This is a genomic window from Sphingomonas mollis (genome assembly GCF_016427505.1).
Classification (GTDB): Bacteria; Pseudomonadota; Alphaproteobacteria; order Sphingomonadales; family Sphingomonadaceae; genus Sphingomonas; species Sphingomonas mollis.
Map to the genome: position 1 here is coordinate 229,515 of NZ_JAELXS010000003.1, position 22,666 is coordinate 252,180.

22 protein-coding genes and 1 pseudogene are annotated in these 22,666 nt (G+C 65.4%); 13 read left to right on the top strand and 10 right to left on the bottom strand.

Translation table 11 applies throughout. The annotated features are described in order from the left end of the window. Positions 1–85 precede the first annotated feature (85 nt). The 3 genes from JAO74_RS06855 to JAO74_RS06865 all read left to right on the top strand — a co-directional run bounded on the left by JAO74_RS06855 (position 86) and on the right by JAO74_RS06865 (position 2,912). A complete protein-coding gene (locus JAO74_RS06855) occupies positions 86–1,309 on the top strand; it encodes a threonine synthase (RefSeq protein ID WP_199036403.1) in 1,224 nt (407 codons plus the stop codon). Then, positions 1,306–2,241 carry an oxygen-dependent tRNA uridine(34) hydroxylase TrhO gene (trhO, locus tag JAO74_RS06860; protein ID WP_199036405.1) on the top strand — a complete coding sequence of 312 codons (936 nt, stop codon included), beginning with the start codon at positions 1,306–1,308 and terminating at the stop codon, positions 2,239–2,241. Before JAO74_RS06855 ends, trhO begins: the two co-directional genes overlap by 4 nt. A 194-nt stretch (positions 2,242–2,435) precedes the next feature. Continuing rightward, positions 2,436–2,912: a hypothetical protein gene (locus JAO74_RS06865; protein ID WP_199036407.1), complete on the top strand. Its 477-nt coding sequence runs from the start codon at positions 2,436–2,438 to the stop codon at positions 2,910–2,912. Between the two features lie 71 nt (positions 2,913–2,983). Here JAO74_RS06865 and JAO74_RS06870 read toward each other — a convergent pair whose 3' ends face one another. Together JAO74_RS06870 and JAO74_RS06875 are read right to left on the bottom strand one after the other, a co-directional pair. Then, complete coding sequence (locus tag JAO74_RS06870) at positions 2,984–3,448, bottom strand: vgr related protein (protein WP_199036409.1); 465 nt, start codon at positions 3,446–3,448, stop codon at positions 2,984–2,986. A gap of 20 nt (positions 3,449–3,468) precedes the next feature. Beyond that, positions 3,469–3,930 (bottom strand): copper chaperone PCu(A)C, encoded by a 462-nt coding sequence (locus JAO74_RS06875; protein WP_233150753.1) that lies wholly within the window; start codon positions 3,928–3,930, stop codon positions 3,469–3,471. A 198-nt stretch (positions 3,931–4,128) separates the two neighbouring features. Here JAO74_RS06875 and dnaK point away from each other — a divergent pair, with 198 nt between their 5' ends. The 3 genes and pseudogenes from dnaK to JAO74_RS19245 form a co-directional block, all read left to right on the top strand. Next, the gene (dnaK, locus tag JAO74_RS06880; protein ID WP_199036411.1) at positions 4,129–6,036 is read left to right on the top strand and encodes a molecular chaperone DnaK; all 1,908 of its coding nucleotides are present in this window, start codon (positions 4,129–4,131) and stop codon (positions 6,034–6,036) included. Positions 6,037–6,113: 77 nt separating this feature from the next. After that, positions 6,114–7,241 (top strand): molecular chaperone DnaJ, encoded by a 1,128-nt coding sequence (dnaJ, locus tag JAO74_RS06885; RefSeq protein WP_199036413.1) that lies wholly within the window; start codon positions 6,114–6,116, stop codon positions 7,239–7,241. Positions 7,242–7,855: 614 nt separating this feature from the next. Next, positions 7,856–7,963, top strand: a pseudogene (locus JAO74_RS19245) (thioredoxin family protein); the annotation flags it as partial. A gap of 164 nt (positions 7,964–8,127) precedes the next feature. Here JAO74_RS19245 and purB read toward each other — a convergent pair. After that, complete coding sequence (purB, locus tag JAO74_RS06895; RefSeq protein ID WP_199036415.1) at positions 8,128–9,444, bottom strand: adenylosuccinate lyase; 1,317 nt, start codon at positions 9,442–9,444, stop codon at positions 8,128–8,130. A gap of 203 nt (positions 9,445–9,647) precedes the next feature. Here purB and JAO74_RS06900 point away from each other — a divergent pair, with 203 nt between their 5' ends. Further along, positions 9,648–10,118, top strand: a complete 471-nt coding sequence (locus JAO74_RS06900) for an EF-hand domain-containing protein (protein ID WP_199036417.1) — start codon at positions 9,648–9,650, stop codon at positions 10,116–10,118. A gap of 78 nt (positions 10,119–10,196) precedes the next feature. On the opposite strand, the gene radC is transcribed toward JAO74_RS06900, so the two are convergent. Further along, on the bottom strand, positions 10,197–10,883 hold the full coding sequence (gene radC / locus JAO74_RS06905; protein WP_199036419.1) for a RadC family protein: 687 nt from the start codon (positions 10,881–10,883) through the stop codon (positions 10,197–10,199). A gap of 113 nt (positions 10,884–10,996) precedes the next feature. Here radC and JAO74_RS06910 point away from each other — a divergent pair, with 113 nt between their 5' ends. The 4 genes from JAO74_RS06910 (at position 10,997) to JAO74_RS06925 (ending at position 13,330) form a co-directional block, all read left to right on the top strand. After that, positions 10,997–11,335, top strand: coding sequence for a HesB/IscA family protein (locus JAO74_RS06910; RefSeq protein ID WP_199036421.1), 339 nt, complete (start codon positions 10,997–10,999; stop codon positions 11,333–11,335). A 3-nt stretch (positions 11,336–11,338) separates the two neighbouring features. After that, positions 11,339–12,109: an exodeoxyribonuclease III gene (gene xth, locus JAO74_RS06915; RefSeq protein ID WP_199036423.1), complete on the top strand. Its 771-nt coding sequence runs from the start codon at positions 11,339–11,341 to the stop codon at positions 12,107–12,109. Beyond that, the gene (locus JAO74_RS06920) at positions 12,106–12,900 is read left to right on the top strand and encodes a transporter (protein ID WP_199036425.1); all 795 of its coding nucleotides are present in this window, start codon (positions 12,106–12,108) and stop codon (positions 12,898–12,900) included. The genes xth and JAO74_RS06920 overlap by 4 nt, the downstream gene beginning before the upstream one ends. A 169-nt stretch (positions 12,901–13,069) precedes the next feature. Further along, positions 13,070–13,330, top strand: a complete 261-nt coding sequence (locus tag JAO74_RS06925) for a hypothetical protein (protein WP_233150755.1) — start codon at positions 13,070–13,072, stop codon at positions 13,328–13,330. 42 nt (positions 13,331–13,372) lie between these two features. Here the strand turns inward: JAO74_RS06925 and JAO74_RS06930 are convergent, their stop codons facing one another. Then, complete coding sequence (locus JAO74_RS06930) at positions 13,373–14,527, bottom strand: N-acetyltransferase (RefSeq protein ID WP_199036429.1); 1,155 nt, start codon at positions 14,525–14,527, stop codon at positions 13,373–13,375. 162 nt (positions 14,528–14,689) lie between these two features. Between JAO74_RS06930 and JAO74_RS06935 the strand changes: the two genes are divergently transcribed. Beyond that, positions 14,690–15,775 (top strand): fatty acid desaturase family protein, encoded by a 1,086-nt coding sequence (locus JAO74_RS06935; RefSeq protein ID WP_199036431.1) that lies wholly within the window; start codon positions 14,690–14,692, stop codon positions 15,773–15,775. A gap of 460 nt (positions 15,776–16,235) precedes the next feature. Next, positions 16,236–16,706: a GFA family protein gene (locus tag JAO74_RS06940; protein WP_199036433.1), complete on the top strand. Its 471-nt coding sequence runs from the start codon at positions 16,236–16,238 to the stop codon at positions 16,704–16,706. 11 nt (positions 16,707–16,717) lie between these two features. Here the strand turns inward: JAO74_RS06940 and lptG are convergent, their stop codons facing one another. The 5 genes from lptG to JAO74_RS06965 all read right to left on the bottom strand — a co-directional run bounded on the left by lptG (position 16,718) and on the right by JAO74_RS06965 (position 22,647). Further along, a complete protein-coding gene (gene lptG, locus JAO74_RS06945; RefSeq protein WP_199036746.1) occupies positions 16,718–17,770 on the bottom strand; it encodes an LPS export ABC transporter permease LptG in 1,053 nt (350 codons plus the stop codon). A 41-nt stretch (positions 17,771–17,811) separates the two neighbouring features. Further along, a complete protein-coding gene (gene lptF, locus JAO74_RS06950; RefSeq protein ID WP_199036436.1) occupies positions 17,812–19,017 on the bottom strand; it encodes an LPS export ABC transporter permease LptF in 1,206 nt (401 codons plus the stop codon). Positions 19,018–19,154: 137 nt separating this feature from the next. Further along, positions 19,155–21,098, bottom strand: a complete 1,944-nt coding sequence (locus tag JAO74_RS06955; protein ID WP_199036438.1) for an ATP-binding protein — start codon at positions 21,096–21,098, stop codon at positions 19,155–19,157. Positions 21,099–21,139: 41 nt separating this feature from the next. After that, positions 21,140–22,402, bottom strand: a complete 1,263-nt coding sequence (gene spt, locus JAO74_RS06960) for a serine palmitoyltransferase (RefSeq protein WP_199036440.1) — start codon at positions 22,400–22,402, stop codon at positions 21,140–21,142. Further along, positions 22,402–22,647 (bottom strand): acyl carrier protein, encoded by a 246-nt coding sequence (locus tag JAO74_RS06965; RefSeq protein WP_199036442.1) that lies wholly within the window; start codon positions 22,645–22,647, stop codon positions 22,402–22,404. Before JAO74_RS06965 ends, spt begins: the two co-directional genes overlap by 1 nt. Positions 22,648–22,666: the final 19 nt, after the last annotated feature.

Consider the following 22,666-nt stretch of genomic DNA (forward strand, 5'->3'; position numbering starts at 1 on the left):
CGCTCGCAATGACGGAGGGGCTTGTACACGCTGACCTGCGCCATCACGCGTGACGGCAGCCATCGAGACTTCTAAAGCACAACCCATGCTTTCGAACCTGACCGCCGACCGCCCCACCTTCGTCACCCATCTCGAATGCTCGATGACGGGCGAGCGGTACGCGGCGGACCGGCTGCACGGTTTGTCACGGGCCGGGCGGCCCCTGCTGGTCCGCTACGACCTCGACGCCGTCGGCGCGGCCCTGTCGCGCGAGGCGCTGACCGCGCGCGACACCGACCTGTGGCGCTGGCGTGAGTTGCTGCCGGTGCGGCACACCGGCAACATCGTCAGTCTGGGCGAGATCGAAACGCCGCTGGTGCCGATCCCCAAATCCGCCGGCCCCAACGTGCTGGTAAAGGACGAGGGTCGCCTGCCCACCGGCAGCTTCAAGGCGCGCGGGCTGGTGATGGCGGTCGCGATGGCCAAGGAACTGGGCGTCACCCGCATCGCGATGCCGACCAACGGCAATGCGGGCGCCGCGCTCGCCGCCTATGCCACGCGGGTCGGGATCGAGACGATCGTGTTCTGTCCGGAGGACACGCCCGAGATCAACGTGCGCGAGATCGCTATGCAGGGCGCGCGGGTGTGGCGGGTCAACGGCCTGATCGACGATTGCGGCGCGATCGTCGGCAAGGGGGCGGCGGAGGGCCGCTGGTTCGACTTCTCCACCCTGAAAGAGCCGTACCGGATCGAGGGCAAGAAGACGATGGGCCTCGAACTGGCCGCGCAGTTCGGCTGGGAATTGCCCGACGCGATCTTCTATCCCACCGGCGGCGGCACCGGCCTGATCGGCATGTGGAAGGCGTTCGACGAACTGGAGAAGCTCGGCTGGATCGGGTCGAAGCGCCCGCGCATGTACGCGGTGCAGGCGTCCGGCTGCGCCCCCATCGTCCGCGCGTTCGAGGCGGGCGAGGAACATGCCGAGCGCTGGGAGGATTCGCACACGATCGCGATGGGCATCCGCGTGCCGAAGGCGGTCGGCGACTTCCTGATCCTGCGCGCGGTGCGCGAAAGCGGCGGCAAGGCGCTGGGCGTCGGCGACCCCGCGATCCTGAAGGCGGTGGACGACTGCGCCCGGCGCGACGGCCTGTTGCTGTGTCCCGAAGGCGGCGCGACGCTGGCCGCGTACCGCGAGGCGCTGCGCACCGGCGAGGTGGACGAGGAGGAACGCGTCGTCTTGTTCAACTGCGCGACGGGCCTGAAATACCCGATGCCGGCCGCGCCGCAGACGCTCGACCGCCACGCCGCGATCGACTTTGACGCGCTGTGACCCGTGCTGTGATCCCGGCTGCGATCCGCGTCGCGGCGCTCTATCGCTTCGCGCGGTTCGACGATCCCGTTGCAGTGCGCGACCGGCTGGAGACGGTCGCGAAGGCAGCGGGTATTCGCGGCACGCTGCTGATCGCGGCGGAGGGGATCAACGGCACGATCGCCGGTACGAACGAAGGGATCGACACAGTGCTGGCCGCCATTCGCGCGCTGCCCGGATGCGCCGACCTGACCCCCAAATTCGCCGAGGCCGCCACGATGCCGTTCCACCGGCTGAAGGTGCGGCTGAAGCGCGAGATCGTGACGATGGGCGTGGCCGACATCGATCCGCTGACCGAGGTCGGCACCTATGTCGCGCCGGCCGACTGGAACGCGCTGGTCGACGATCCCGACACCGTCGTGATCGACACGCGCAACGATTACGAGGTGGCGGTGGGCAGCTTCGCCGGCGCGGTCGATCCCGGCACCGCAAGCTTCCGCGACTTCCCGGCATGGTTCAACGCGCACCGCGACGAACTGGCGGGCAAACGGGTCGCGATGTTCTGTACCGGCGGCATCCGCTGCGAAAAGGCGACCGCGTTCCTGCGCCGCGAGGGCGTGGAGGATGTGTTCCACCTCGACGGCGGCATCCTGCGCTATCTGGAGGAAATGCCCACCGCCGACAGCCGCTGGCAGGGCGAATGCTTCGTGTTCGACGAGCGCGTGGCGGTGGGCCACGGCCTGACACCGGGCAGCCACGCGCTGTGTCGCGGTTGCCGCATGCCGGTAAGCGAAGCCGACCGCGCCTCGCCGCTGTTCGTCGAAGGGGTCAGCTGCCCCCGCTGCCACGCCGCCCGCGACGACACGCAACGGGCGGGTTACGCGGAACGGCACCGACAGGCGCTGCTCGCCGAGGCACGGGGTGAGGCGCATGTCGGGCGGGTGCAGGGGTAGGGTGGCTGATCTGCCGGCGGAGATCACGACATTTTTTACGACTAAGCCAGCGACATTTGCATAGGATTTTTGCATCGTGTGAACACTCGGGCCATTTTCTGACGATGCGAAATTTGTGATTTTTGCATCAGGGCCTGTGAGGTCGCTGGAAACCGGTCATTGACCGGAACTCGGATTATGCTGACAAACCAAGCATGACTAAGCGCACCTCGGCCGTCTTCACGCTTCTGATCTTCGTATCGACATCGGTAACGGCACAGCAGACTCCATCAGCGGCTGACATGGAGCGCATGGTGAGCCAGCTACAAGCGAGGCATATCTCAGCAAATGCGCCACCTGACTCAAGCTTCAGCAAAATTCTTGATCGCGATGTTCGAGCCTACCTCGCAGCGCACCAGCTACCTTCCAAGAAGGTGATGATCGAATCGCTTCGAAAAGGCGCGACACAGAGTGGAGTGTCGTATCCAAAATACTACATCTGGATTCGTGCGACGGATGCGGCAAGCCACCATGTTGAGGGTGCAATGCGTGTCGCGGCTATCGACCGAGTTAAATTCGAAGTTACTGACTTCACGCCTACCGATACGATCCGAACCGATCCAGCGTCACTCGCCGCCATTTATCCATCGCCCATCATACCTGCCATCCGACAGCACGCTGCAATTCGGTAGGGCCACCTGCTTGTAGGTGATTGTCGGCCGGACCTTCACATCGTTCTGTTGCAAAACTTTCAATCTCCGCATCACCGAAACCCCCGCAACAAACTCTCATACACCTCCAGCGCCGGCGCCCCCGGCACCTCTTCGCCCTCGCGTAGCAGATAGGCGTGGCGGATGATTTCCGCCTGTTGTTCCAGACCATAGCGCACCAGCGGCCAGCCCGGTTTGATCGTGTAGCTGTACCGGCAGAACGGCGCGCGAGCGAGGGGGAGGTAGATGCCGCGCTGCCATTGCCAGACATGGGCGAGTTCATGGACGAACAGGCCGCGCCGGTCGATATCCGCCTCGGCGAAATCGTCGCTCCACCCGTCGCCGTGCGGGTGGAAATGGATGTGGCCGCACGGCGCCATCGCGACCTGTCGCGGTTGGAAGAACGCCCATTTCCGCCGCCTGATTTCCACCCCGGTCAGGTCGATGCGATCGCCATAGACCGACCGGGCCAGCGCAATCTCGCCCGGTGTCAGTCGGCGTGCCGCGCCCGGGGCCATTCCTGAAGGCGTGGTCGCCATTATTCGGGCGCGGGATCGCCGGCGCCGACCGCCACTGCCTTGCGCTGGATGCGCGATCCGTCGGCGAAGGTGAAGGTCAGCAGGGTGTTGTCGCCCGGTTTCAGGTCGCGGCTGACCCCGAACAGCATCAGGTGGCGGCCCCCCGGCTGGAACGTCACCTCGCCACCGGCGGGCAGGGGGATGCTGTCGATCTTCGCCATCGTCGCCATGCCGCCCGACATCATCGATTCGTGCATCTCGGTCCGGATCGCATAGTCGGTGGACACCGCGACCAGCGTCGTCGCGGCCGCGCCGCCGTGCAGCGTGAAATACCCCGATCCGGGCCGTCCCTCGACGGCGGGCAGGCGGACCCAGGCGTGATCCGCCTCGATCGCGGCGGGCTTCAGGCATCCCGTCAGGAGCAGCGCCCCCCCCACTACCGGCGCCACCACCGGCGCCACCATCGCCATCATCGCCCGCATGCCCGCCACTCCCGTTTCATGCGGGGCTCACCCGCATCCTGTTGCATCATCGTCACGCTGGAGCGGTTCGTAGGTTCCACGCCTTCTTGCGGCAAGCGACATGCCACCTATATCGCGCCCATCACCCGGAGATTGCGCTTCCGTAACGGAGCGTGATCGCAAGGCTTTTTTTAATGTGATGAGGGGCATCAAGGACTCATGGCAAAAGTAATCGGTATCGATCTGGGCACGACCAACAGCTGCGTTTCCGTCATGGAAGGCGGCAAGCCCAAGGTGATCGAGAATGCGGAGGGCGCCCGTACCACGCCCTCGATCGTCGCCTTCGCCAAGGATGGCGAGCGTCTGGTCGGCCAGCCCGCCAAGCGGCAGGCCGTGACCAACGGCGACAACACGATCTTCGCGGTGAAGCGCCTGATCGGCCGCCGCTTCGACGATCCGATCACCAAGAAGGACACCGAGCTGGTCCCGTACAAGATCGCGCGCGGTCCGAACGGCGACGCATGGGTCTCGGCCGGCGGCAAGGATTACTCGCCGTCGCAGATCAGCGCCTTCACGCTCCAGAAGATGAAGGAAACCGCCGAGTCCTATCTGGGCGAGACGGTGACGCAGGCGGTCATCACCGTGCCGGCGTATTTCAACGACGCCCAGCGTCAGGCGACCAAGGACGCCGGCCAGATCGCCGGTCTCGAAGTGCTGCGCATCATCAACGAGCCGACCGCGGCGGCGCTCGCCTATGGGCTGGAGAAGCAGGACGGCAAGACGATCGCGGTCTATGACCTTGGCGGCGGTACGTTCGACGTCTCGATCCTGGAGATCGGCGACGGCGTGTTCGAGGTGAAGGCCACGAACGGCGACACGTTCCTGGGCGGCGAGGACTTCGACAACAAGATCGTCCAGTATCTGGCGGACGAATTCAAGAAGGCCGAGGGTATCGACCTCGCCAAGGACAAGCTGGCGCTGCAGCGGCTGAAGGAAGCCGCCGAGAAGGCGAAGATCGAGTTGTCGTCGGCGGCCTCGACCGAGGTCAACCTGCCCTTCATCACCGCGGACCAGAACGGGCCGAAACATCTGGTGAAGACGATCAACCGCGCCGATCTGGAGCGGCTGGTCGATGACCTCATCAAGCGCACGATCGATCCGATGAAGAAGGCGCTGGCCGATGCCGGCGTGAAGACCGACGACATCAGCGAAGTCGTGCTGGTCGGCGGCATGACCCGCATGCCCAAGGTGCGCGAGGCCGTGAAGGCATTCTTCGGCAAGGAGCCGCACACCGGCGTGAACCCGGATGAAGTCGTGGCGATGGGCGCCGCCATTCAGGCGGGCGTGCTGCAGGGCGACGTCAAGGACGTGCTGCTGCTCGACGTGACGCCGCTGTCGCTGGGCATCGAGACGCTGGGTGGCGTGTTCACCCGGATGATCGACCGCAACACGACCATCCCGACCAAGAAATCGCAGACCTATTCGACCGCCGACGACAACCAGGGCGCGGTGACGATCCGCGTGTTCCAGGGCGAGCGCGAGATGGCGGCGGACAACAAGCTGCTCGGCCAGTTCGATCTCGTCGGCATCCCGCCGGCACCGCGCGGCGTGCCGCAGATCGAGGTGACGTTCGACATCGACGCCAATGGCCTGGTCAACGTGTCCGCCAAGGACAAGGGCACGGGCAAGGAACAGCAGATCCGCATCCAGGCATCGGGTGGCCTGTCGGACAGCGACATCGACCAGATGGTCCGTGACGCCGAGCAGTTCGCCGAGGAAGACAAGAAGCGTCGGGCCGGTGCCGAGGCGAAGAACAATGCCGAATCGCTGATCCACACCACCGAACGCCAGCTGGCCGACAATGGCGACAAGGTCGACGAGGCGCTGAAGTCGGAAATCCAGGCCGCAATCGATGCCGCGAAGGCATCGGTCGAGGGTGGCGATCCGGATGCGATGAACGAAAAGGCGCAGGCACTGGCGCAGGTCGCGATGAAGCTGGGTCAGGCGATCTACGAGAAGCAGGCGCAGTCCGAAGCATCGCCGCAGGGCGACGGTGCGCCCGAGGCGAAGGCCGACGACGTGGTCGATGCCGAATTCTCGGAAGTCGACGACTCGCACAAGGCATAACGACACCATGATCGCGCCCCGTCATCCCATCGGCCGTCCCGGCCGGGGGATGGCGGGGCGCTTTCTGTGAGGCGATCATGAGCACCCAGATCGACTATTACGAACTGCTCGAATGCGAGCGGACCGCGGATGCGGGGACGATCAAGACGTCCTACCGCAAGCTCGCAATGAAATATCACCCGGACAAGAATGCCGGGTGCAAGGATTCGGAATCGAAGTTCAAGGCGGTGTCGGAAGCGTACGACATCCTGAAAGACCCGCAGAAGCGGGCCGCCTATGACCGGTTCGGGCATGCCGCGTTCCAGAACGGTGGCGGCGGTGGTGCGGGCGCGCAGGACTTCGGCGGCTTCTCCGACATCTTCGAAAGCGTGTTCGGTGAATTCATGGGCGGGCGCGGCGGTGGCGGTGGCCGCCAGCAGGCGCGGCGCGGCGCCGATCTGCGCTACGATATGGAAATCACGCTGGAAGAGGCGTTCCACGGCAAGTCGACCGAGATCACCGTCGATGTCTCGGCCGAATGCGATACCTGCCACGGATCTGGCGCGAAGCCCGGCACGCATGCTTCCACCTGCCGCCAGTGCAATGGTCATGGCAAGGTGCGCGCGCAACAGGGCTTCTTCGTGGTCGAGCGCGCCTGCCCGGTCTGTCAGGGATCGGGTCAGGTCATCGCGGACCCGTGCACCGATTGCCGGGGCGAGGGCCGGGTCGACAAGACCAAGACGCTTGCCGTCAACGTACCGGCCGGTGTGGATGAGGGCACCCGTATCCGCCTGACCGGCGAGGGCGAGGCGGGACCGCGCGGCGCGCCGGCCGGTGACCTTTACATCTTCCTGCACGTGAAGCGGCACGCGTTCTTCGAGCGTGAAGGCACGACCCTGTTCGCGCGCGCACCGATCAGCTTCACCACCGCCGCCCTCGGCGGATCGCTGGCGATTCCCGGCCTCGACGGCAGCACGCACGAGATCAAGATCCCGGCCGGCGTCCAGTCGGGCAAGCAACTGCGCCAGCGCGGCGCGGGTATGCCGGTGTTGCAAGGGCGTGGCGCGGGCGATCTGGTGATCCAGATCGAGGTGGAAACCCCCACCCGCCTGTCCACCCGCCAGCGCGAGCTGCTGGAGATGTTCCGCGAGACGGAAACCGGCGACGAATGCCCGGCCAGCCAGGGGTTCTTCGCGAAGTTGAAGGGTGTGTTCGCCGGGGAGTGACCGGTCGATCGGTCACCTCATACTTGAAGCCAGTGACGTCCGGTTTGCCCGCCCTTGTTACAGGGGCGGGCAACCGGTCGTACGACGCTGGTTCAGAGAGTGGTGAAGACCACTCCGACCACCAGCGCCTGTGCCGCGATCGCCAGCATGGAGCTGGTCACGGTTTCGAACATGCGCATGTAAGGTCTCCGATGCCGGAGAAATATCCGGCAAGCGCGATATGGCGATCATGTCGTGCTGACGCAATTTTGTAACAGTCCATCGCAGTTGCATTATTTGCAACTTAGACTGCCGCCGACGTCGGTCATCCCGGATCGGGGAAGCGGTCAGGCACCGCTATCTTGCTATTCGCCGCCACGTGTCCTTCACTCCAGTCTCTTCGCAGAGAAAGATAATGATGCTCCGTCGCCTGTAAGCCTTGCCGATCCTCTCTGCCGTCATCGCACGATGGCGGTGGCCGCCCCCAAACGCCACCCTGGATATCGGTCGCCAGCTTCGATGCCCTGCCTCAGCCGCTGCCGCTTTCCTATCACGCCGGCGACGGACGGGCGGACGTGGCAACGGCCCGCGCGCAATCAAGGCGCACAAGCTGTTGCCGATCGATCTCGGCCAGTGTGCCGGCGCTGTTGATCGTCGATTCAAAGACCAACCGCCTCGTCAATCGTGGCCGCGAAACCGCGCTCGCCGATGCCCGCAGCCTGACGCCGCAGGCGCTGGCGGACCCGGACGGCCTAGGTCGGACACAGACCCATCCGTCTTTGCGAGCGAAGCGAAGCAACCCAGAGCAGCACGTGATGCCCTGAGTTGCTTCGCTTCGCTCGCAAAGACGGGTAGACCGACGTCATCATATTCCAGATCGCCCCAACCGTCCGCTACGGGCGCGGCGTCAGACCGCGCCGAACACCCGCGCGAAGATCGTGTCGACATGCTTGTAATGATAATCGAGATCGAACTTCGACTCGATCTCCGCGACCGGCAGCGCGGCCGTCACGTCGGCATCCGCCTTCAACAGGTCGAGCAGCGATAGCTCGCCATCGGATTCCCACACCCGCATCGCGTTGCGCTGGACGAGACGATAGGAATCCTCGCGGCTGACCCCGGCCTGCGTCAGCGCCAGCAGCACGCGCTGCGAATGGACCAGTCCACCCATCCGGTGCAGGTTCTTCGCCATCCGCGCCGGATACACGACCAGCTTGTCCATCACCCCGGTCAGCCGCGCGAGCGCGAAGTCGAGCGTGATCGTGGCGTCGGGGCCGATATAGCGTTCGACCGACGAATGGCTGATGTCGCGCTCATGCCACAGCGCCACATTCTCCAGCGCCGGCGTGACATAACCGCGCACCATGCGGGCGAGGCCGGTCAGGTTCTCGGTCAGCACCGGGTTGCGCTTGTGCGGCATCGCCGACGATCCCTTCTGGCCGGGGGAGAAATACTCCTCCGCCTCCAGCACCTCGGTGCGTTGCAGGTGACGAACCTCGGTCGACAGCCGCTCGATCGAACTGGCGATGACGCCTAGCGTGGCGAAGAACATCGCATGGCGATCACGTGGGATGACCTGGGTCGATACGGGTTCGACCGTCAGGCCCAGTTTGCCGGCGACATATTCCTCCACGAACGGATCGATATTGGCGAAGGTGCCCACCGCGCCGGAGATCGCGCAGGTGGCGATATCGGCGCGCGCGGCGACCAGCCGGTCGCGGTTGCGGGCGAATTCGGCATAGGCCTGTGCCAGCTTCAGCCCGAAGGTGACGGGCTCGGCATGGATGCCGTGGCTGCGGCCGATCGTCGGCGTCAGCTTGTGTTCGATCGCACGGCGCTTCAGCACGTCGAGCAACTGGTCGAGATCGGCGAGCAGGATGTCGGCGGCGCGCGCCAGTTGCACCGCGAGGCAGGTGTCGAGCACGTCGGACGAGGTCATGCCCTGATGCAGGAAGCGCGCTTCCGGCCCGGTCCGCTCGCTGACATGGGTCAGGAAGGCGATGACGTCGTGCTTGGTCTCCGCCTCGATCGCATCGATGCGGGCGACGTCGAACGGGCCGGCGGCGGCATCGGCTTCCCAGATGCGGGCGGCGGCCTCCTTCGGCACGACGCCCAGCGCGGCGAGGGCATCGGTGGCGTGCGCCTCGATCTCGAACCAGATGCGAAAGCGCGCCTCTGGCGTCCAGAGCGCGGCCATGGGGGCACGGGAATAGCGGGGGATCATGATACCTCGTCTCGGTTCGGCCACGGGTCGTCGTGACTCCGCCCCGGGGGCGGGACGAGTTGCCGTTAGCAGCACTCGCGCCCCCCTTCAAATCCCGTCACGGGGAACATACCTACAGTATTGACGGTTGTACCGCACAGATTTCCACGCCGGCATCCAAGCATTGCGAGTGAGGCCGGTGCTACTATCGAAGGAGACATGATATGTTGAAGATGATCTTGCTCGCCGGAACGATGACTATCGCCGCACCGGCACTGGCGCAGACCATGGCACCGGTCGATCCGGGTGTGCAGACGGCACCGCAGACCACGATGGTGGACCCGTCGACAACTGCGCCGCAGACGGCTGTGGATCCCGCTACTTCGACGACGGCACCCGCAACGACGGCCGCCCCCGCGCAGACGGCGGAAGCAGCGTCGGCGGCCGATGGCACGCAGGTGGCCTCCGCGGTCGACACGCAGTTCGGCACCTATGACAAGAACGCCGACGGCAAGCTGAGCCAGGCGGAATTCTCGTCCTGGATGGTCGCGCTGAAGACCGCGAGCGATCCGGCCACGAAGGCCGGCAGTGCCGAGACCAAGAAGTGGGTCGGCGCGGCATTCGCGCAGGCCGATACGGACAAGAACAAGTCGCTCGACAAGGCGGAAGTCACCGGCTTCCTGACCAAGGGCTGATTTAGTCCCTTTCACCCCCAGCGGGTGAACGCAGCGCCGCCGGCATTCCCCCTGTCCGGCGGCGTTGTCGCGTCTGGATCAGATCAGGCCCTGCGCCCTAAGCGAGACATGGCCGGCGGTGCCGACGATCAGATGGTCGTGCACCGCGATCCCCATCGGCTTGCCGGCGGCGACGATCGATCGCGTCACGTCGATATCCGCCCTGCTGGGGGAGGGGTCGCCCGACGGATGGTTGTGGACCAGGATGATCGACGCCGATTGCAGGTCGATCGCCCGGCGGATCACCTCGCGGACATGCACCGCGGCCTGATCGATCGATCCCTTGCTCATCACCTCGTCCCGGATCAGCATATTGCGCGTGTTCAGGTGAAGGACGCGGAACCGCTCGACCCCGTGATGCGCCATATCTGCATGGAGATAATCCAGCAGCGCCTGCCAATTGCCCAGCACCGGCCGCGCCACCACTTCGCTTTGCAACAGCCGCGTCGCGGCGGCGGCGGCGATGCGGATCGCGGCGGTCGCCGTGTCGCCCATCCCGTCCACCCGCGTCAGCGCCTCGGTATCGGCCGACAACAGGCCGCCGATGCCGCCGAACTCGCGCAGCAGCGCCTTGGCGAGCGGCTTCGTGTCGCGGCGCGGGATCGCCAGCGCGAGCAGATACTCGATCAGTTCGTGATCCAGCAGCCCGGCCGGATCGGTCAATAGGCGGCTACGCAGCCGGGCGCGGTGGCCGGCGGTATCGGACGGGGGGTCTGCATCGGCCATCGCCCACGACCCTATAAGCGCGTGGATGACAATCAAGGGGGACAATCAAGGGGCGCCCGCCGCCCAAGCAGCGCTTGGTTGCCGCCCGGCCCCGCACCGCCTATCTCACGGGCATGGCCACCACAGTATCCGAAGTCGCCCTGTCCGCCGCCGCCGCCGCGCGCGTGGCGGCGATCGCCAACCGTCAGGGAAAGCCCGCGATCCTGCGCCTGTCGGTCGATGGCGGCGGCTGCTCCGGCTTCCAGTACAAGTTCGGTCTGGCGGATGCGCCCGAGGGCGACGACATGATCGCCGAGACGGACGGCGTGCGACTGGTGGTGGATTCGATCAGCCTCGATCTCGTGCGCGGATGCCGGGTCGATTATGTCGAATCGCTGGGTGGCGCGGCGTTCAGGGTGGACAATCCGCAGGCGGCATCGGGATGCGGCTGCGGCACCAGCTTCGCGGTCTGAGGCATGAAGATCGTCACGTACAACGTCAACGGCATCAAGGCGCGGCTGCCCCGCGTCATCGAATATCTGACCGAGGATCAGCCGGATATCGTCTGTCTCCAGGAACTGAAATCCAGCGACGAGACCTTTCCCCTCGCCGAGATCGAGGCGGCCGGATACGGCGCAGTGTGGCATGGGCAAAAGGCGTGGAACGGCGTTGCCGTGCTGGCAAAGGGATCGACTCCCGTCGAGCGCCAGCGCGGTCTGGCCGGCGAGCCGGAGGACGAGCACAGCCGCTATCTGGAATGCGAGATCGGCGATCTGGTGGTCGCCTCACTCTATCTGCCCAACGGCAATCCGCGTCCGGGGCCGAAATTCGATTACAAGCTGCGCTGGATGGATCGGCTGGCCGACCGCGCGCGTGCCATTCTGGCCGAAGAGAAACCAGCGGTGCTGGCCGGCGACTATAACGTCATCCCCAATGACGACGACACCTTTTCGGTGCGCGCGATGCATGATGACGCCCTGATGCAACCCGAAAGCCGTGCCGCCTATCGCCGCCTGCTGGCGCAGGGGTGGACCGACGCGCTGCGCACCCGCGAGCCGAAGGGCCGGGTCTGGACCTTCTGGGATTATCAGGCCGGCGCATGGCAGCGCGACGCAGGTTTTCGCATCGACCATCTGTTGCTCAGCCCGCAGGCGGCCGACCGGCTGACCGGGGCGGGCGTCGACAAGGCATATCGCGGCCGTGAAAAGGCGAGCGATCACGCGCCGACCTGGGTGTCCCTGCGATGAAGACCGCCGCGGCCGCATGGCTGGTGCTGGCCATGCTGCCGGGCGCGGCGATGGCGCAGAACCGCGATCTGTGCGCGCACCGGCCGGGGCTGGGCACGCCCGCCTGCACCGTCGATCCCGGCCATGTCCTGATCGAGACCGGTGTGGCCGACTGGACCCGCGACGACAGCGGCGATGGCCGTATCGACACGATCCAGATCGGATCGACGCTCGCCCGCTTCGGCGTGGACGATGCGACGGAGCTGGAACTCGGCTGGACCCCCTATGGCCATCAGCGCGAGCGGAGCGCCATGGGCGACGTGACGCACATGGGCCGGGTCGGCGACGTGACGGTGGGCGTGAAGCGCAGCATCGCCAATCCGGACGGGCACGGCCTGTCCCTTGCCGTGCTGCCCTTCGCCACGCTGCCGGTGGGCCGCACGCCGATCGGCGCCGGCGACTGGGGCGCGGGGCTGACCGCGCCGCTGACCTACGACCTGTCCGATGCGGTGCAGCTGGAATTCACGCCGGAGGTGGATGCCGCGGTGGACGAGGACGGTCACGGCCGTCACCTCGCCTACAGTGCCGTCGTCGGCGCAGAATGGGATGTGGCCGAAACCGTCGAACTGATCGGCGAGGTGCAGGCGATCCGCGATCGCGATCCGGGCGGCCGGGCGACGATGTATCTGGCCGGTCTTTCCGCCGCGTGGCAGCCGGGCAAGCGCTGGCAATTCGATATCGGCACCGCCGCGGGGCTGAATCACGATGCACCGGCCGTACGCGTTTACGGTGGGATCGCCGCGCTGTTCTGAACCCCGGTATACTTTCAGGTAAATTTCGCCAGACAATAGGATAATCTTCGGGCTGGTGGTGTACTTCACCAACACAGCTTTTGCTAAGTCATTGTAAAACCATCATCCTGAGTTTGGCACGGGCCATGCAAAGTGGTTCATGCGGAATGATCCGCATCGAAAAAGGGTGATGGAAATGTTCGGTTCGAAAATTTTTCTGACGCTGGCCGGCGCAACGACGATGCTGACGGCGGGCGTGGCACAGGCCAGCGAAAAGCCGGTCGTCATCGCAACCAGCGCACCATCGGCACCGGTGTCGATCAACCTCAACCAGCGTTACTGCATCGTCGATGACAGCGTCACCGGCTCGCGCATCCCGCGCAAGGAATGCGCCCCGCTCGGCCAGTGGAAGGATCGCGGTATCGATCCCACCCGGATGCGCCGCCGTTGACGGCGATCGCCTCGCGACGCCCGGCGTCGCGGGGCAGCCCGCCTACAGGTGGCGTTCGTAGATGATGTAGGTCTTGTTGACGTGGCTCTGGATCGTCTCGGCGATCGATCGCATTCCCTGATTGTCATCGAGGATCCAGCCGATCTCCGCCCGGCTCGCGCCATAACGCTCCACCGATGACCGGCGAATATATTCGATCATGGTGAAGGCGAGCTGGCTCGCCATCCGCGACGATTGCAGTTCCTTCACCACGCCCATCAACGGCACGCGCATCGTCCGCACCTTCGGCTTGCGCAGCCAGAGCAGCAACTTCGCCCAGCCGAAGGGTAACAGCGATCCCTTCAACGGCGCGATCGCCTCGTTCAGGTCGGGCAGGGTAATCATGAAGGCGACCGGCTTGCCGTCCAGTTCAGCGATGCGGATCAGGTCCTCGAACACGATCGGCTTCAGCTTGATGCCGACATCCGCGATCTCCGGTTCGGTCAGCGGCACGAAGCCCCAGTTGTCCGACCACGCATCGTTCAGGATGCCCAGAATGATCGCCGCTTCCTCGTCGAACTTCGACTTGTCGACTTCGCGGATGCGGATGCGCGCGTTCTTCTCGCCCGACTGGATGATGCGGTTGACGATCGGCGGGAACGGCTTGGTGATGTCCAGATCATAGGTCAGCAGCGTCTTTACGGCCGCATAGCCCGCCGCCTCGATCCAGCCGCGATATTCCGGTTTTGCATGGCCCATCATTACCGTCGGCGGATGATCGTACCCCTCGACCAGCAGGCCCGGCTCTTCCCAGATCGACATCGAGATCGGGCCGAGCGCCCGGCTCATCCCCTCGTCGCGCAGCCAGTCTTCCGCCCGCGCCAGCAACACCGTGAAGATGTCCTCGCGCTCCGCCTCCATCAGCCCCCATTGGCCGACACCGGGACCGAACCCCTGCGCGGCCGGCATGGTCAGCGCCAGCGTATCGATATGCGCGGAGATCCGCCCGACGACCTGGCCGTTCTCCTCCGCCAGGAAAAGTTGTGCCTTGGCATGACTGAACCAGCCGTTCTTGGCGGGGGTGATGAGGCCCAGCGCCTCGGATTTCAGCGGTGGGACCCAATTGGGATCGTCACGATACAGGCGGAACGGCAGGTCGACGAACGTCTTGCGATCCCGCGTCGTCCGTACTTCCCTGATCGTCACATCGTTCGCCATCGTGCCGCCCCCACATTCATTCCAACTGGCCCGTTCCCGGATCGGCGCACGTCGTAACCGGCGTATCCGATCATGGCGAGTGGCATTTCCGTCATCTCGCGCGCCCACCGGCGTCTGTAAAAGCCACGCTGCCGCCATTATCTGGTGGCAATGGATCACGCCATGAACACCACGCTAACCCTGGATCGCGCGACCCCCGGTGGCGCGAAGCCGGACCTTCGCATCGCCGATGACAAGGCGATGCTGCGCGCCGCGGCGGAGCTGACCCGCGATCTCGTCCAGCCGCGTCCGCGCATCTACTGGATGGACCTGATCGCGTCGGTCGTGATCGGGTACGGTGCGCTGGCGGTGGCGATCGCATCGACGTCGACCGGCCTGACGGTTGCGGCGATCGTCGTGGCAGTGCTCGGCCTGTACCGCGCGCTCAGCTTCATCCACGAAGTGTCGCATATGAAGCACGCGGCGCTGCCCGGCTTCCGGCAGGGGTGGGACACGCTGGTCGGCATCCCGATGCTGACGCCGTCCTTCATGTATGAGGGCGTGCACAACCTGCATCATGCCAAGACTCGCTACGGCACCGCCGAGGACCCGGAATATCTGCCGCTGGCGTTGATGAAGCCATGGACGCTGCCGCTGTTCATCGTCATTTCCGCCTTGGCGCCGGTGGCCCTGATCGTCCGTTATGCGATCCTGTCGCCGATCTCCCTGCTGTCCTCCAGGCTGCGCCGCGTCGTGGTGGAGCGGTATTCGGCGCTGGCGATCAACCCGCAGTTCCGCCGCCGCAGCCCGGAGGGCGACGCAGCACGCCAATGGGCACGGATCGAAACCGCCGCGAGCATCTGGGCGATCACGTTGCTGACGCTGGCAGTGACGGGCGTGCTGCCCTTGCGGTCGTTTCTCCTCATCCTCGGCGTCGCATCGGCGGTGGCGGTCATCAATCAGGTCCGTACATTGGTCGCGCATCTGTGGGAGAATGAGGGCGAGCCGATGACGGTCACCGCCCAGTATCTCGACACGGTCAACGTCCCGCCGCCTGCTTTGCTGCCCGCACTATGGGCGCCCGTCGGCCTGCGTTACCATGCGCTGCACCACCTGTTGCCGGGGCTTCCCTATCATTCGCTGGGAGAAGCGCATCGCCGCATCTCGTCGGCGCTCGACATGGCGTCGCCCTATCACAAGGCCAATTACGCCGGGCTTCCCGGTCTGGTCCTGAAGATCGGCCGCAGCACGATGGTATCGCGCCGCTAGCTCGTACGGCACGATCCCGTCGCGTCGGCGGTGATCGTCAGTTATTGATCGCCGCGCTGAAAGATGGCGCTGTAGAAGATATAGAGAATCCACAGGCCGATGATCGGCAGAATGACGTAATACGACGCGAAATGGCAAAAGGCATTCCATCCGGCCAATATGTCATTTAACATGTCGGTCGGCCCTGTGGATCATCATACGATACGAGCCCTGTTGCATCGACTGCAGCGGATGATGGCAATCTCGCCGCCGGCAACAGGATTGATCGGCGTGTGATCGATCGCTTCGTAGATCTGCTTCCGCGACCATCGATGTCCCCAGAAGCACCTCAACACATTCCCGATCCCTATTCGCGGCCGTCATTCTTTTGCCCGTTTCTGTGACCGGGCGCTGTCAGGCAAGGCGGCGGACTGGTATGTCTGCTCCGTTGTGGATGTATATCTTGGGTAAGGGCGGTGTGATGAGCGACGAACAGGATGGCACCAGCGTGCCGCCGCAAATCGATGGCGCGTGCCGCTGCGGACAAGTCCGCTTCCGGGTACAGGGGGCGGCGTTGATGACGATGGCCTGCCACTGCACCGGCTGCCAGCGAATGACCGCCAGCGCCTTCTCGCTAAGTTCGCTCTACCCGGCCGCGCATTTCACCGTCACGATGGGTGAACCCGTGATCGGCGGCCTGCACGGCACCACGCGACACTTCTTCTGTCCGCATTGCATGAGTTGGCTGTTCACCCGGCCGGCGGGGATGGACGATATCGTCAACGTTCGCGCGACTTTGCTGGACGATGCCGCCAGCTATCGGCCGTTCATCGAAACCTTCATCAGCGAAAAACTGTCATGGGCGACCACCGGCGCCCAGCACAGCTTTGCGGCCTTTCCGCCGCCGGACCGGTTTCCCGACTTGATGGCCGCGTTTGTCGATCGATCCTGAAGGACCGGCCGCTATTCCTCGGTCCGGAACAACACCGCTTCACCGATAAACAGGAACAGCAGGAACGGCGCCCACGCCGCCAGAAACGGCGGATAGGCCCCCAGATTACCCATCGCCAGCGCGAAGTTATCCGCGACGAAATACGCGAAGCCCAGCGCCATGCCGATCACCGCGCGCACGAACAGTTTGCCCGACCGGGCGATACCGAATGCCGCGACCGCGCCCAGCAGCGGCATCAGGATCGCCGACAGCGGCCCCGACAGCTTGTGCCACAACGATCCCTCCAGCGCCTTGGTCGGCCGCCCGGATTCCGCCAGATCGGCGATCGCCGCGCGCAAGGCGCCGAACGACAGGCTGTCGGCATCGACCGACGCCAGCGTGAACTGGTCGGCGCGGATGCCCCGACCGATCACCAGCGTGTCGAACGGGGTCAGCTTGCCGCTCGCCACGTCGAACCGCGTACCCGGCCCGACCCGCCAACCGCCGGAAGCATAGACGCCGCGTGTCGCCCGCACGATCGACCGCAGGTTGCCGCCGGTGCGATCGTACAGCGTGATGCCGCCCAGTTGCGTCGCCGCCCCGCGTCCCCGTGTCTGGCTGACCTCGATCAGGTCGTCGCCGTCGCGCACCCACACATTCGCCCGGTCGCCCCGGTCGATCGGCATCTTGCCGTAATCGACATTCTGCCACTGCGTCAGCGTCGCGGTGGAACGCGAGACGATACGGTCGTTGAACACAAACGAGACGATTGCCACACCCAGACTGGCGACCAGCAATGGCGCCAGCACCTGATGCGCGGACAGCCCCGCCGCCTTCAATGCCACGACCTCGCTGTTCTGGTTCATCGTGATGAGCGTCAGGATCGTCCCCAGCAACACGCAGAACGGCAGCAGGAACGAGATGATCTGTGGTGACCGCAGCGACACATAGGTCCAGATCTGCGACTGCCCGTTCCCCGGCACCGCCAGGATATCGCCGGTGGTGCTGAGCAGATCGAGCGTCTGAAGCACCAGCACCAGACCCAGCAGGATCGCAAAGGTGCGGACCAGGAACAGCCGCGCCATATAGATCGCGACGGTGCGCGACGGGAAAAAGCTTGCGGCCTTCACGACACGACCTCCGCCTTGCGCCGGCGTCGGCCGGGCAGGCGGCGCATGATCGCCTGACCCGCCTTCGAAAATACCCGTTCCAGCGCGCCGATCGGCTGGCCGCCGGGGACATAGGCGACCGTGTAGTACATCCAGAACACCAACCCCGCGAAGATCGCGAACGGCACCCACAATGCGATGGCGGGATCGACCCGACCCAGCTCGCCCACCGCCTGCGCATACTCGTTCACCTTGTGATAGGTGACGATCATCACGATCGACAGGAACACGCCCAGCGCCGACGACGATCGTTTCGGCGGAATGCCCAGCGCCAGCGCCAGCAGCGGCAACAGGAACATCGTCGATACCTCGGCCAGACGGAAATGGAACTCCGCCCGGCTGGAATCGCGCTGTTGCTCGGTCGCGCCGTCATTACGGCCCAGCCGCGCCAGTTCGGGCAGCGTGAATTCCAGATTACGGCCGCCGCGCTGACGGAAATTCTCGAACCGGGGCAGGTCGATGGGCAGATCGTGGCTGCTGAACTGCAACACGCGCGGGGTCGGAAATTCCGGCCGGTTGTGGACGAGGATGCCGTTGGTCAGGCGAAAGATGATGACGTTGGGATCATCGGTCGCCATGAAGCGCCCGCGCTCCGCGGTCACGCCGATCCAGTCGTTCTTGGGCGTCTGGACATGGACGAAGATGCCGCTCAGGTCGCGGCCCTTGTCCTTGCTCTCCTCGATGCGCAGCGTCATCCTGGGGCCGAGATGGGTGAACTCGCCCACCTTGATCGATGCACCCAGCGCCCCCGTGCGCAGCTCGAACCGCAGCCCCTCGTAATAATAACGCGCGATCGGCTGGACATAGCCGACGATCGCGAGGTTCACGAGCGCCAGCCCGATCGCGTACATGTACGGCACGCGCAGCATCCGCGTGTAGCTCATCCCCACGCCGCGCATCACATCCAGTTCGGATGAGGTCGCCAGCCGGCGAAAGGCGAGCAGGATGCCCAGCATCAGCCCGATCGGGATGCCCAGCCCCAGATATTCCGGCAACAGGTTGGCGAGCATCCGCCACACCACGCCGATCGGCCCGCCCTGCGTCGCGACGAAATCGAACAGCCGCCGGATGCGGTCGAGCACCAGCAGCATCGCCGCGATGATGAGCGTCGCGAACAGCGGCACGGCGATCAGCTTCGCCAGATAGCGGTCGATGGATTTCAACAAGGGCGGGGCTCGGACGACAAGGCCTGCCGGCTATAGGCGGCGGCGCGGCGGGCGTCAGGGGAAAAATGACATCGGCGACGCCAAAGCGCATCGGCGAGGGCGGGCGGGGGCGGGGGCGAGTCAGGGGCCGGCCGTTACTCCGCCGCCACCCGGTCCGGCGGCGCCGCATGGCCATCCATCGCCGCCGCCAGCGCCCGTTCCAGACGCATCAGCGTGAACGGCTTGCGCAGCACCTGATATCCGCTGAGTTCGCCCGCGCCGGCATCGCCGGCATAGCCGGTAACGAACAGCACCGCGACATCGGGGAAGCGCGCACGCAGCCCGGCGATCATCTCCGGCCCGGTCTGGTTCGGCATCAGCACGTCGGATACGACCAGATCGATATGCGGCAATTGCGCCAGCAGCTCGGGCGCCAGCAACGGGTCGGCACAGGCAACGGGGCGGTGGCCCAGTTCCTCCAGCGCATCGACCGTCGCGGCCAGCACGCGGGGATCGTCCTCCACCACCAGCACGTCCAGCCCCGCCCGGTCGGGCGTCGCGCCCATCGGCACTTCCCTGGTCGTCTCCGCCGCCACGGCCGCGACATCGCGTGGCAGATACAGCGACACCGTCGTGCCGGCGCCCGGCGCGGTCTCGATCGCGATCTCGCCGGCATGCTGGCGCACGAACGCGAAGATCTGGCTCAGGCCCAGACCCGTTCCCTTGCCGACTTCCTTGGTGGTGAAGAAGGGCTCGAACGCCCGCTCCGCCACCTCCGGCGTCATGCCGCAGCCATTGTCGGCGACCGACAGCATCACATAATCGCCCGCCGCACAGTGGCCGACCGCGTCCGCCGCCAGCGTCACTGCTTTGGTGACGATCCGGATCGTGCCGCGCCCGGCCAGCGCATCGCGCGCGTTCACGGCCAGGTTCAGGACGACATTCTCGAGTTGCACCTGATCGGCGCGCACGCACCACCCCTTCGCCTCGTCGCGCCGCGCCAGCGTGATGCCACCGCCCAGCGTCCGGTCGAGCAGGTCGGACATGTCCGCGATCAGCGCTCCCGCTACGATCGCCTCGGGCTTCAGCGATTCCTCGCGACTGAACGCCAGCAACCGGCGGGTCAGCGCCGCCGCCCGGTTCGCCCCCTCGGTCGCGCTGTCCAGATGGCGCAGCATCGATGCCGGATCGCTATCGGCATGACGCCGCGCCAGTTCCAGTCCGCCGACGACCACCGCCAGCATGTTGTTGAAATCATGGGCGATGCCGCCGGTCAACTGGCCGACCGCCTCCATCTTCTGCACCTGGCGCAGCTTGGCTTCCTGCAAGCGCAATTCGGTCGTCGCCGTCGCCACCGCCGTCGCCAGCGCCTCGGCCTGTTCGCGGGCGGCATCGGCATCGGCGCGCGCGACGATGCGTTCCTCGACCGCGCGCAGGCTCATCCACCCCAGCATCACCGCGCCCAGCACCAGCAGCACGCCGAACACCGCCAGCACGCCCGCAATCCGGCTCGACCGGTCGACCGACGCCGTCGCCGCCGCGATCCGCTGGTCGAGCAACGTGCGTTCGTGGCGGATGATCCCCGCCAGTTCCCGCTCGATCGCGCCCAGCGACTCGGCCTTGCGCGCCCGGTAATATCGCGCGAACGCCAGATTGTTCTTGCCGTAACTGGTCGACAGCGCGGTGATCGACAGCTCCTCGCCGCGCGTTTCGTACGCCGCGCGCAGCCGGTCGATCGCCGGGTCCTGATCCTTGTTGTCACTGGTCAGCCGCGCCAGCCGGTCGATCTGCGACCCCGCCAGCGTCCACTCCTCGAAATACAGCTGGCCCTGCTGCTTGTCGCTGGAGATCACGTACCGGCCCAGCGACGCTTCCGACCGCGCAATGCTGCTCGACAGCGTGCGCGCCAGAATCATCACGTCGTAACTATGGCGCTGCAACTCCAGCGCGCGGTCCCGCTCGCGATTGGAACCGCCCAGCGTCACGATCAACGCCACCAGCACGGCAGCCGCCAGCAGCGCCATCACGATCAACGTGACGGTCTGCCACCAGGCGGCGCCCCCTTGCGCGTCCGTGTCACCCTCGCGGTCCACGGTCATTGATCTACCTCAACTGTGGTACGCGGAAAAGACGTCCTCGGTCAGCCGATTGCGCCCACCGCGCGACCGGCGGCGGCGAACTTCGCCAGCACCGCGTCGATCTGCGCCGTCGTATGTTCCGCACACAGCGAACAGCGCAGCAGATACGTCCCTGCCGGGGTCGCGGGCGGCCGCGCCATGTTAACGTACAGCCCATCTTCCAGCAGCGTCTGCCACATCGCGACGGCCTGTTCCTGATCGTCCAGGATCACCGCGACGATCGCGCTGTCCGGCAACTTGGTGCCCAGCCGGAATCCCATCGCGGTCAGCCCGCCGTGCAACTGCCGCGCGTTCGCCCACAATTGCGCCCGCTTGTCGTGCGCGGTCATCAGCTTGCGGATCGATGCGGCGGCGGTCGCCACCACCGACGGCGGCAGGCTGGCGGTGAAGATATACGGGCGGCAGGCGAGGCGGATCGCCTCGAACTTCGGATGGTTCGACACGCAGAAGCCGCCGACCGTACCGACCGATTTCGAAAAGGTGCCGACGACGAAATCGACGTCGCCTTCCAGCCCCTGATCCTCGTACACGCCGCGGCCGTTGGGGCCATAGAAGCCCATCGAATGCGCCTCGTCCGACAGCACCATCGCGCCATGCTTCTTGGCGACGGCGACCATCTCCTTCAGCGGCGCGACATCGCCCAGCATCGAATAGACGCCTTCCAGCACGACCAGCTTGGCCGGCTCCTTCGGCAACCGGCCCAGCCGCTTGTCGAGGTCCTCGACCGAATTGTGGCGGAACCGGACGATCTCGGCATTGCCCTGCGCGCAGCCATCATAGATCGATGCGTGGCTGTCGGCGTCTAGGATGACGTATTCGCCCTTGGCCGCCAGCGTCGATATCATGCCCAGATTGGCCATGTATCCGGTCGAAAACACGATCGCGCCGGTCATGCCGTAAAAGTCGCGGAGCGCGGCCTCGGCATCCATATGGTCGCGGAACGTGCCGTTGAGCATCCGGCTGCCGTTGGTGCCCGATCCGAACTGGTCGAGCGCGGCATGGCCGGCGGCGATCACGTCCGGGTCGAACGTCATGCCCATGTAATTATACGTGCCGAGCAGGATCGTGTCGCGACCGGCGATCACCGCCTCGGTCGGCGATTTCACCTGATCCATCACGATCGCGAACGGATCGATCACGCCGGTGTCGATCAACGCCTGACGTTCGGCGATCAGGCCGTCGAACTTGCTCATCAGGTCGCGTTCCGGCGCGATCGCCGGCGGGTCCATCGATAGCGTCTCGGACTGAAAGCCTGCGTCGGTCATCAGTTACCCTTCAGCTTCGCGACCGCATCGACCAGTTGGCCGACCGTCTCGATCTCGGCCTGCATGTTCATCGTAATGATGATGTCGAATTCATCCTCGATCGCCGCGACGAAATCCATCACGGTCAGGCTGTCCCATTCCAGATCGCCCTGGAACGTGGTCGCATCGGTCAGCGCGACGCCCTTCTTGTTGAAAGGCTCGATCTGGGCGGTGACGGTGTCGAAGATGCTCTGGCGATCGGTCATGTCTGTTCCTTGATCCGCA

Bases quoted from the DNA above. Each gene is read 5' to 3' on its own strand.
- xth (WP_199036423.1), top strand. From the start codon at position 11,339: ATGAAGATCGTCACGTACAACGTCAACGGCATCAAGGCGCGGCTGCCC.
- JAO74_RS06920 (WP_199036425.1), top strand. From the start codon at position 12,106: ATGAAGACCGCCGCGGCCGCATGGCTGGTGCTGGCCATGCTGCCGGGC.
- dnaJ (WP_199036413.1), top strand. From the start codon at position 6,114: ATGAGCACCCAGATCGACTATTACGAACTGCTCGAATGCGAGCGGACC.
- JAO74_RS06955 (WP_199036438.1), bottom strand. From the start codon at position 21,098: ATGACCGTGGACCGCGAGGGTGACACGGACGCGCAAGGGGGCGCCGCC.
- purB (WP_199036415.1), bottom strand. From the start codon at position 9,444: ATGATCCCCCGCTATTCCCGTGCCCCCATGGCCGCGCTCTGGACGCCA.
- dnaK (WP_199036411.1), top strand. From the start codon at position 4,129: ATGGCAAAAGTAATCGGTATCGATCTGGGCACGACCAACAGCTGCGTT.
- spt (WP_199036440.1), bottom strand. From the start codon at position 22,402: ATGACCGACGCAGGCTTTCAGTCCGAGACGCTATCGATGGACCCGCCG.
- JAO74_RS06865 (WP_199036407.1), top strand. From the start codon at position 2,436: ATGACTAAGCGCACCTCGGCCGTCTTCACGCTTCTGATCTTCGTATCG.
- JAO74_RS06910 (WP_199036421.1), top strand. From the start codon at position 10,997: ATGGCCACCACAGTATCCGAAGTCGCCCTGTCCGCCGCCGCCGCCGCG.
- JAO74_RS06935 (WP_199036431.1), top strand. From the start codon at position 14,690: ATGAACACCACGCTAACCCTGGATCGCGCGACCCCCGGTGGCGCGAAG.
- JAO74_RS06870 (WP_199036409.1), bottom strand. From the start codon at position 3,448: ATGGCCCCGGGCGCGGCACGCCGACTGACACCGGGCGAGATTGCGCTG.
- JAO74_RS06965 (WP_199036442.1), bottom strand. From the start codon at position 22,647: ATGACCGATCGCCAGAGCATCTTCGACACCGTCACCGCCCAGATCGAG.
- JAO74_RS06875 (WP_233150753.1), bottom strand. From the start codon at position 3,930: ATGCGGGCGATGATGGCGATGGTGGCGCCGGTGGTGGCGCCGGTAGTG.
- JAO74_RS06900 (WP_199036417.1), top strand. From the start codon at position 9,648: ATGTTGAAGATGATCTTGCTCGCCGGAACGATGACTATCGCCGCACCG.
- JAO74_RS06925 (WP_233150755.1), top strand. From the start codon at position 13,070: ATGGAAATGTTCGGTTCGAAAATTTTTCTGACGCTGGCCGGCGCAACG.
- JAO74_RS06940 (WP_199036433.1), top strand. From the start codon at position 16,236: ATGAGCGACGAACAGGATGGCACCAGCGTGCCGCCGCAAATCGATGGC.
- lptG (WP_199036746.1), bottom strand. From the start codon at position 17,770: ATGGCGCGGCTGTTCCTGGTCCGCACCTTTGCGATCCTGCTGGGTCTG.
- JAO74_RS06855 (WP_199036403.1), top strand. From the start codon at position 86: ATGCTTTCGAACCTGACCGCCGACCGCCCCACCTTCGTCACCCATCTC.
- radC (WP_199036419.1), bottom strand. From the start codon at position 10,883: ATGGCCGATGCAGACCCCCCGTCCGATACCGCCGGCCACCGCGCCCGG.
- JAO74_RS06930 (WP_199036429.1), bottom strand. From the start codon at position 14,527: ATGGCGAACGATGTGACGATCAGGGAAGTACGGACGACGCGGGATCGC.